Origin of the sequence: Sporolactobacillus nakayamae, assembly GCF_900113325.1 — a bacterium.
GTDB classification, from domain to species: Bacteria; Bacillota; Bacilli; order Bacillales; family Sporolactobacillaceae; genus Sporolactobacillus; species Sporolactobacillus nakayamae.
In genome coordinates this window covers 460,988-471,107 of sequence record NZ_FOOY01000003.1, presented here as the reverse complement: position 1 = coordinate 471,107, position 10,120 = coordinate 460,988, and the positions used below count along the sequence as shown (strand labels likewise).

7 protein-coding genes and 1 pseudogene are annotated in these 10,120 nt (G+C 45.0%); all 8 read left to right on the top strand.

The window, feature by feature from the left end; all coding sequences use genetic code 11:
• A pseudogene (locus BM003_RS02295) lies at positions 1-239 on the top strand (group II intron reverse transcriptase/maturase); the annotation flags it as partial.
• Between the two features lie 168 nt (positions 240-407).
• Positions 408-1,610, top strand: coding sequence for a bifunctional phosphopantothenoylcysteine decarboxylase/phosphopantothenate--cysteine ligase CoaBC (gene coaBC, locus BM003_RS02290; RefSeq protein ID WP_093669635.1), 1,203 nt, complete (start codon positions 408-410; stop codon positions 1,608-1,610).
• Entirely contained in the window at positions 1,600-4,020 is a 2,421-nt protein-coding gene (gene priA / locus BM003_RS02285) for a primosomal protein N' (protein WP_093669633.1), read from the top strand. The genes coaBC and priA overlap by 11 nt, the downstream gene beginning before the upstream one ends.
• A gap of 80 nt (positions 4,021-4,100) precedes the next feature.
• Positions 4,101-5,045: a methionyl-tRNA formyltransferase gene (gene fmt / locus BM003_RS02280; protein WP_093669631.1), complete on the top strand. Its 945-nt coding sequence runs from the start codon at positions 4,101-4,103 to the stop codon at positions 5,043-5,045.
• The gene (rsmB, locus tag BM003_RS02275) at positions 5,042-6,394 is read left to right on the top strand and encodes a 16S rRNA (cytosine(967)-C(5))-methyltransferase RsmB (RefSeq protein ID WP_093669629.1); all 1,353 of its coding nucleotides are present in this window, start codon (positions 5,042-5,044) and stop codon (positions 6,392-6,394) included. The genes fmt and rsmB overlap by 4 nt, the downstream gene beginning before the upstream one ends.
• 172 nt (positions 6,395-6,566) lie before the next feature.
• Positions 6,567-7,172, top strand: coding sequence for a protein phosphatase 2C domain-containing protein (locus BM003_RS02270; RefSeq protein ID WP_245733988.1), 606 nt, complete (start codon positions 6,567-6,569; stop codon positions 7,170-7,172).
• Positions 7,169-9,148, top strand: a complete 1,980-nt coding sequence (gene pknB / locus BM003_RS02265; RefSeq protein WP_093669627.1) for a Stk1 family PASTA domain-containing Ser/Thr kinase — start codon at positions 7,169-7,171, stop codon at positions 9,146-9,148. Before BM003_RS02270 ends, pknB begins: the two co-directional genes overlap by 4 nt.
• A 33-nt stretch (positions 9,149-9,181) precedes the next feature.
• Positions 9,182-10,069, top strand: a complete 888-nt coding sequence (gene rsgA, locus BM003_RS02260; protein WP_093669625.1) for a ribosome small subunit-dependent GTPase A — start codon at positions 9,182-9,184, stop codon at positions 10,067-10,069.
• The last annotated feature ends 51 nt before the right edge of the window (positions 10,070-10,120 follow it).

Below are 10,120 nucleotides of genomic sequence, written 5' to 3'. Positions count from 1 at the left end.
GGCGAAGAATTCGCCAGATCATTTGGAAACGTTGGAAGAAAGTCAAGACGAGATATAAAAGTCTCATGAAACTTAACGTTCCAAAACCAAAAGCATGGGAATGGGCGAATACACGAAAAGGCTACTGGCGCATCGCCTGTAGCCATATCTTACATCGGTCGATCACAAACAAAATACTCGAACAGGTGGGACTCAAAAATCTAGTCCATCTGTTCGAGCATGCACACTTAAGCTATTGAACCGCCGTATACGGACCCGTACGTACGGTGGTGTGAGAGGTCGGAGAAATTATCTCCTCCTACTCGATATAGGTAGTGAGCACAATATAACGTATCGTTTAGCAAGCTAAACGGTATTAGAATTGCGAGACTTCTTGAACTCGTTCTTTAGGATAAGGAAGTGATGATATGGAGCTTCAGGGCAAAAAAATTTTACTCGGTGTTACCGGCGGAATCGCGGCATACAAAGCAGCCGAGCTGGTCAGCCGTCTTGTTAAAGAGGGTGCAGATGTTCATGTATTAATGACTGAATCCGCAAAGCAGTTTGTCGGTCCGGTCACTTTTCAGGCACTCACAAGACATCAGGTTTATGATGACGTCATTTTGAATGAGAAGGAAGGACAGATCGCTCATATTGATTTGGCAGATGAGGCAGATCTGTTCATCGTTGCACCGGCTACAGCCAACACAATCGCGAAGATGGTGGCGGGGATTGCTGACGATATGCTCACAACCACGGCACTCGCTACCAAAGCGCCGGTGTGGGTCGCTCCTGCGATGAATGTCAATATGTACGGGCATCCGGCAGTTCAGAATAATTTGCACATACTTGAGCGTTACGGTTACCGCATAATAGGTCCTGCAAAAGGTCATCTCGCCTGCGGATGGACGGGTGCCGGAAGAATGACAGAGCCTGAAGACATCGCTCGTGAGGTGAGTGACTTTTTTACTCAAAAGTCTTTGGAAGGGAAAAAAATAATTGTTACTGCGGGTCCAACAAAAGAAGCGCTCGATCCAATCCGTTTTTTCAGTAATCACTCGAGCGGCAAAATGGGTTATGCGATTGCCGAAGCTGCGCGTCGCGCGGGTGCCGAAGTCACACTTGTGACAGGAGCCGCGTTGGCTGATCTTTCAGGGGTGACAACAGTCCGTGTAACCACTGCCCGTGAAATGTATGATGAAGTGGTAAACAGATACCCGGAGGCTGACGCGGTAATAAAAGCGGCGGCAGTTGCGGATTATCGTCCCGAGCATGTCAGTATGCGGAAAATCAAAAAATCGGATGGCGCAATGACTGTCACGATGGTACGCAATCCAGATATATTAAAAGAGCTTGGCGTTCGGAAGAAAGATCAAGTGCTTATCGGTTTTGCGGCGGAGACTGACCATCTTGATGAAAATGCGAGAAAGAAACTTGAAACGAAACATTTGGATTTACTAGTAGCCAACCATGCATCAGATAGTTTTGGTGAGGATACAAACAAAGTGACCTTCTTTTTTGCGGATGGCAAGGAACAAACATTTGAGAAAATGCCGAAACGCCAAGTCGCGGTTAGAATCTGTGACGCGCTTGCAGATCTGTTTGAAATGAGTGAGCCTAGTGATCGCTGAAGTCTATATAGATATTCCGGCGAATCCGGTAAACAAACCGTTCGATTATCGAATTCCGGAATCTTTAGAAGGGGTTGTCGCGCCGGGCATGCGCGTGACTGTGCCGTTTGGACGTACTCGACGTCTTGGATTTGTCACTGAATTGAAAGAAGTCTCAACGTTTAAAAAGTTAAAAGCTATCGACTCTGTAGAAGATCATGCACCTGTCTTAACACAAGAACTGATAGACTTGGGACGCTGGCTGGCCGACTCGATACTTTGTCCAACCGTAACTGCTTTTCAAGCGATGCTTCCGGCCGCGATGAAGGCTGAGTATAAAAAAATAATTAAAATTGAACAGCCGGAACAGCTGAAAATAGAGGACGCAGATTTGGCGTCTTTTTTTGAAACGACAAAACAACCGATCTGGTCGGAGATCGTGAAAAGTCATTCGGAATTGTTGAAAAGAATTAATCGGGCAATTCGTCAAGGCTCTCTGTCCATTCACCAACTCGTTCGTAATCAAGCGACTGTGAAGAAAGTGTCTGTCATTTCGGTTTGTGCAACGAAAGAGCAGTTGAGGCTTGAGCTCGCAAAACTTGACGATCGGGCGAAACGTCAGAAGGAAGCGTTGCAATTTTTTATTAAGCAATCTGATCTGTCATCATTCCATTCACCAATACATGCATTGGTGAAAGATGGCTTGAGCCGAGATGCAATCACAAAACTCGTGGATAAAGGACTGCTTCATTTAGATCAAATGGAACAATTTCGTGATCCATACAAGCATCCTGTGGAGCAAACGAAGCCGCTCAATTTAACTGATGAACAAGCAAAAGCGCTTGCGCCCATTTTGCAATCGATGAACGAAAATGAACATCGTGTTTTTTTGTGCCATGGGGTTACGGGAAGCGGAAAAACGGAGATCTATTTGCAGTCGATTCAGCGTGTTCTTGAACATAAGCGGCAAGCAATCGTACTCGTTCCGGAAATTTCATTAACACCGCAGATGGTTCTTCGATTTAAAGGCCGCTTTGGCGATCAGGTGGCGGTGATGCACAGTGGACTTAGCCGCGGCGAAAAATATGATGAATGGCGTAAAATTCGCGAAGAAAAAGTACAGGTAGTCGTTGGTGCTCGATCCGCAATTTTCGCCCCCTTCAAGAAGCTCGGCTTAATTATTATTGATGAGGAGCATGAGTCCAGCTACAAGCAAGAGGATATGCCAAGGTATCATGCTCGTGATGTCGCCATCCATCGTGCGGAGAAACATCATTGTCCGGTCGTTCTTGGAAGCGCGACGCCGTCACTTGAATCTTTCGCCCGCGCGCGCAAACAGGTTTACACGTTATTATCTTTGAAGGAACGAGTGAATCATCGTCCGCTTCCCAGTGTTCACATTGTTGACCTTCGGGAGGAAATGCGTCAAGGGAATCATTCGGTTTTCTCTAAGGAACTCCTTGAAAAAGTGAAGGATCGTCTTCAAAAGAACGAGCAAACGGTGCTGTTTCTAAACAGGCGCGGATACTCGACCTTTGTGATGTGCCGATCATGCGGGACAGTGGTGAAATGCCCCCATTGTGATATTTCGTTAACCTACCATCGTACGCAGCATTCGCTGAGATGCCACTATTGCGGGTATGAACAAAATGTGCCGGCAACTTGTCCGACATGCGACAGCGATGCGATGCGCTTTTTTGGGACAGGAACACAGAAAGTCGAGGCGGAGCTTAATCGCTTGCTGCCTGAAGCGCGCGTGATTCGAATGGATGTGGACACGACAAGAAAAAAAGGCAGCCATGAAAAACTGCTGCGTCAATTCGGCGAAGAAAAAGCAGATATTTTACTTGGTACACAAATGATCGCAAAAGGTCTTGATTTTCCAAAGGTAACACTTGTCGGTGTACTTGCAGCGGACTCACTGCTCCATCTCTCTGACTTTCGAGCATCGGAGAAGACCTTTCAATTGATTACTCAGGTATCCGGACGCGCGGGCAGACATTCATTGCCTGGAGAGGTCGTGATTCAAAGCTATACACCTGATCACTATGCGGTCATTGATGCAGCCCGGCATGATTATGAAAGCTTCTACCGAGAAGAAATGACGATACGGCATCGCTGGGGATATCCCCCGTTTTTCTATCTGGTATTAATCAGCCTGACTCACCCGGATCCGGCAAAAGTTGCAGTGGCGGCGGATCGCATCGCAGCTATTCTAAAGAATAACTTGTCGGATTCGACTCAGATCTACGGCCCTGTCGTTCCGTCCGTCTCCAAGATAAAAGATAGATATCGCTACCAGTGCATGGTAAAATACAAAAGAGAACCTGCGCTCGTACCCGTGTTGCATCAAATTCTGCAGCATTTTCAAGAGACCGGGAAAGACAGTCTTCAGGTATCCATTGATCTAAATCCTGTCGCGCTTATGTAATTGAGCTTGCGAAACAGTGCTTCGTTTGTTTCCAAACAGGTACCAACCGAGAACTTTTAATTATTAAAGAGGATGATTGAATGAAAATAGCATTTATGGGAACACCGGATTTTGCAGTGCCAATCCTCCAGCGGTTGCTGGAGGATCCAAATTATGATGTGGTCTGCGCGATCACACAGCCCGACCGTCCCAAGGGCAGAAAACATAAATTAACGCCGCCACCGGTTAAAGTACTAGCTGAAAAGTATTCTGTTCCGGTGCTGCAACCGGAGAGGGTACGCAAAGCGGAAGCGGTTCAAGAAATTTTATCATATGGTGCTGATCTATTGATCACGGCCGCTTATGGACAGTTTCTGCCTGAGTCCTTGCTCAAAGAGCCGCCACTCGGATGTGTGAACGTTCACGCATCATTATTACCGTCCTATCGCGGCGCCGCTCCGATTCAACAGTCAATTATTGACGGGAAGAAAGAGACCGGTGTCACAATCATGTATATGGTGAAACAAATGGATGCGGGAGATCTATTGAGCCAAGTCCGTGTGCCGATTGAGCATCAAGATACGTTTGGAACACTACATGATAAACTTAGCGCTGCGGGCAGCAGGCTGCTCATGGAAACCTTGCCGAAACTTGCGGCAGGTTCTTTGAAACCGACACATCAGAATGAAAAAGAAGTCACGTTCGCCCCAAGTATCCAACATGAAGATGAAGAAATTAAATGGGAGAAAACTGCAGTTGATGTACGTAATCTGATCCGTGGATTGAATCCTTTTCCAGGAGCGTATACCCGGTTGAACGGTTCAATTTTTAAAATTTACGCAGCTGAGTTAACAAAGGTAACGACTAAAGAAAAACCGGGTACCGTTTTTGACAACGACACTGACGGATTTCTTGTTGCGACAGGTTATGGCCAGGCAATTAAGGTTATGGAATGTCAGCCTTCAGGAAAAAAACGAATGCATGCAGCTGATTTTTTACGTGGAAAAGCGCTGGAACTGGGCATTGTTCTTGGAGGCGTGTCATGAGCAGGCCAATGGCGCGCGAGACGGCCCTTGATCTTCTCCTCTCCATAACGAAACATCACGCATACAGTCAGATCGCCATTAATGAAGCTTTAAATGCGAAAAGTTTGTCGGATAAAGATAAAGGCTTGGTAACCAACCTCGTCTATGGGGTTCTGCAGCGAAAATCAATTTTAGATTTTTACTTGTCTTCATTTGTTGATAAGAAAAGAAAGATGGATGATTGGGTTGAGATGCTCCTTCTGTTGTCTATTTATCAGAATGTGTTTCTCGATCGAATTCCTGATCATGCGATTGTGAATGAAGCGGTTACGATTGCAAAAAAACGCGGCCATCGCGGTATATCCGGTTTTGTAAATGGTGTACTTCGCAGGTTTCTGCGTGAGGGAGTGCCTGATGTATCAAAAATTGAACCGGAATTAAAGCGCCTTTCCATTCAATACAGTCATCCGCAATGGCTGCTAAAGCTATGGGAAAAACAGTGGGATCGAGCAACTGCAGTGAAAATCGCGGAAGCAGATAATCTGCCGCCAAAAGTGTCGATCCGTGTAAACCGACTCAAGGGTACAAAGCAGGAACTGTCCGAACAGCTCGCGATGGAGGGAATTCAGACGGTATCTGGAAACCTTTCTCAAGATAGTTTGATTGTTGAGAGCGGCGGGAATCCTGTTAATACTCAAGCATTTAAAGACGGATTTTTTACAGTACAGGATGAAAGTTCCATGCTTGTCGCAGATGTCGTAAATCCTGATGAAACCATGCTTGTGCTGGATGCATGTGCCGGGCCCGGAGGAAAAACAACGCACCTTGCTGAACGAATGGGAAACAAGGGCAAGATTATTGCGCTTGATTTGCATCCGCACAAGACGCAGTTAATCGATCATGCAGCTGAACGCCTTGGCTTGACCAATATATCAACACAAGCGATGGATGCGAGATCGGCTCAAGAGACTTTCGGTGATGCTTCCTTTGATCGGGTATTACTCGATGTTCCTTGTTCCGGTTTAGGCGTGATTCGGCGGAAACCTGAAATAAAATGGAGTAAATCTGCTGAAGAAATTAGAGGTCTGTTTCCGATACAGAAAAAGATTTTAGACGAGATGGCTCCACTCGTGAAACCGGGCGGACGCCTTGTATATAGCACGTGCACGATTAATAAGGATGAAAATGAGAAGCAAATCGCTGATTTTCTCTCAAATCATCCGGATTACCGAGTAGACCCTTCCTTCATAGAGCGAATACCGTACCTACGGGATGAATTTCAATCAGCAGGTTCAACCGGCATGGTTCAAATTTTGCCCTATATGATTCACACAGACGGCTTTTTCATTTGTTGTCTTGAACGGATCTGAGAACGGATTCTTTTAAAGGAGTGAAAAGCGTGAAGACCGCATTTTGTACAGATTCCGGAAAAGTTAGAGAACAGAATGAAGACTGTGTTGGCGTGTTTTTTGGAAACAAGTGTGTATTTGGACTCGTTGCCGACGGGATGGGGGACACGCCGCGGGAGAGATTGCCAGTAAGATGGCTGTGGACCTATCAGCAGAAAAATTTTCAGGGCATTCCGGACTTTTTACACAGGATGAGGCAGAACTCTGGCTCAATCATTTGATTCGTGGTGTCAATCTGCATTTATATGAATATGCGGAAGCCCACGCGGAATGTCGGGGAATGGGTACAACTTTTGCGGGTGCTCTTTGTACAAATGAATTCATCACAATTACTTCTGTTGGCGACAGCAGGATATACATATGGAATAAGGGGCATCTTGTCAAACAAATTACTGAAGACCATACATTTGTCAATGAACTGCTTAAATCAGGACAAATCACAATGGAACAAGCCGTGGATCATCCCAAGAGACATATATTGATGCGTTCTTTAGGAACGGAACCAACAATAGCGCTGGATACATCAACTTTTGAATGGACGAACGGCTCACATATACTTATTTGCTCTGATGGATTGACGAACAAGTTATCAGATGAGAAATTGAGTGAAATTATGGAAGACGCAAAGAGTTTGCGCGAGAAAACGGACATGATGATTAAGGAAGCAAACCACTCTGGTGGCGAGGATAACATATCAGTGGTCATTATTTCCAATGATGGTGATGGTGATAAGGAATGATTGGTAAACGAGTTGGTGGAAGATATCAAATTTTATCCCGCCTTGGTGAGGGCGGAATGGCAATTGTCTATAAAGCGAAGGATCTGATTCTGGATCGAATGGTTGCGGTAAAGACACTTCGTCCGGAATTGTCGGGCGATGAAGAATTTGTCCGCCGATTTCATCGGGAGGCAGAATCTGTAGCGAGTCTGTCTCATCCGAATATTGTTGCCATTTACGATATCGGCGAGGAAGACTGCTATTATATTGTAATGGAATATGTGGAAGGTATGACTCTCAAGGAGTTTATTAAGGATTATTCGCCAATAGCAATTAATGAATCAATTTTTATTATGAAACAGATTTTACTCGCAATCACGCATGCGCATGAGCACGGCATTGTCCATCGAGATATAAAACCGCAAAATATATTGATCAATGAATCCGAACGTGTTAAAGTGACAGATTTCGGTATTGCGCTTGCTGTAAGCGGGGCGACAATTACTTATACCCATTCGATTATGGGATCGGCACACTACCTGTCTCCGGAACAGGCAAGAGGCGGAAAAGCGACAGTTAAATCTGATATTTATGCAATTGGTATTGTCATGTTTGAATTATTGACTGGCAAATTGCCTTTCCCAGGGACATCTCCTGTATCTGTCGCATTGAAACATCTCAGTTCTCCGATTCCCTATCCGCGTGATTTCCGAGAAGATATACCTCAATCTGTAGAAAATGTTTTAATTCGGGCGTTGGCTAAAAATCCATCTGATCGCTATAACAGTGTGACCGATATGTATCATGATTTGCTGACCGCGCTTGATCCTGAACGCGCGAATGAACAACGCTTGATCTTTGCCGAACCTGTTCCGGATGAAGAAAGCGATGATTTGGAAAAGACGATTAAAATGGAGCCAATCAAAAATCAATCGGGATTAAATCAGCAAGAAGCCGTCGAAAAAACAGTGACTGCACCACCTGAAAAGAGTAAAAAGGAAAAAAAGTCGAAAGCGAAGAAATGGTTGACCATCTCCGGCGTACTCCTCCTTTTAATTACTGCGGGGATAGTACTCGGGGTGACCTTACTTCCGAAATTGTTTTATGTGTCAAATGTCCAAGTTCCCGATGTGACCGGCCAGACGTATCAAGCAGCCAAACAGACGCTGTCCAATAAGAATTTGAAAGTAGTTCGCACAGATCGTGTGAACAATTCTGTAGCCAAGGGAAAAGTGATTAGCCAAAATCCTGAAGCGGGTGCTGAGGTGAAGGAACATGCAGAGATTTCACTTGTCGTCAGCAAAGGTTCTAAGAAAGTTGCACTGGATAATTATGTCGGCTATAGCCGAGATACAGTTGCCGGTGCAATTAAGGATGCGGGGTACAAGGATGTTGTCTGGCATGAAGAAGAGTCGTCAACGATTCCCGAAGACCAGATTATACGCCAAAATCCTAAAGCAGGGGTAAAGGTTGTTCCCGCAAAAACTATTTTGGAGCTCACCTATAGCGCGGGCAATCCACAGGCGACTGTTCCAAATTTAAAAGAGAAAACAAAAAGTGAAGTAAACAAGTTACTTGAAGCGCAAGGCTTGAAGGCAGACTTCTCAATTGGTGATTACTCTGATGATGTGGAAAAAGGGAATGTGCTTGATCAAGACCCTGAAGCTGGAAGCCAAGTAGATAAGGGTTCAACAGTTATCGTCACATTATCCAAGGGGAGCCAGCCGAAGCCTAAGGAAATCGATCAGCCGATCAAGGTGGTTTATCCAGGTGACAGCAGTCAATCGTCTACATCAAGTTTAGGTAGTGAACCGATTCACGTGCAGATTTATTATACAGACGCCAATCATGATAATGCGGTATTCATTGATGAAGAAATAACCGAGACGAAAACTTATACAATTCCATTCACCATTAACCCGAATGAGAAGGGATCTTATCAGGTATTAATTGATGGGACCGAACGAAAAACAGGAACGGTCGATTATCCGGATTAAAGCGGAATGTCGTCTGCATGAAGGAGTTTAGATATGACGGAAGGAACAATCATTAAAGCGCTAAGCGGATTCTATTATGTAAAAAGTGGTGACGAGCAGGTCCAATGCCGGGCGAGAGGGCTATTTCGCAAACAAGGAGTAAGTCCGCTTGTCGGGGATCATGTTGTCTACGAAGCAAAAAATCCGACGGATGGTTATATTCTATCGATTAAAGAACGGAAGAATGCGCTGAATCGCCCGCCGATTGCCAATATTGATCAAGCGATCCTTGTTTTTTCCGTTGTCGAACCGGCTCTTGATTGTCAGCTTCTTGATCGTTTTCTCGTCTATATGGAGGCACACTCTATTAGTCCGGTTATCTGTTTTACAAAATGGGACTTGATCGCAGAGGATGAAACGGAGTGGATTCACGAGCGCCTTGAAGCATACAAAAAGATTGGTTATCCCATTTTGTTCACATCCAGTTTAAACCAAGAGGGTTTTCCTGAATTAAGGAAAATAATGGATAACCGAATAAGTGTAGTGACCGGTCAATCCGGCGTAGGCAAATCAACATTGTTGAACTATCTGGATGAATCCTTGAACATTGAAACGCAAGCCATCTCGCATGCTTTAGGAAGAGGCAAGCATACCACAAGGCATGTTGAGCTTATCCCGGTTTCTGAGACAGGTTATGTTGCTGATACACCAGGTTTCAGTTCGCTGGAACTTCCGGACCTTGAACCAATTGAGTTAGAACGCTGTTTTCCTGAATTCGACGCGTATCGTGCAAGTTGTCGCTTTCGTGGCTGTACGCATTTAGCTGAACCGAATTGTAGGGTAAAGCAAGCACTTGAAGAAGGGGAAATTGATCAGTCCCGTTATGAAAACTATAAGGTTTTTTTTCATGAACTAACTGAAAGACTGCGCAACAAATACTGACCGTTTCGTTCATCTCTCACCCATTCAGAATACCAATGATGACAGGACTGA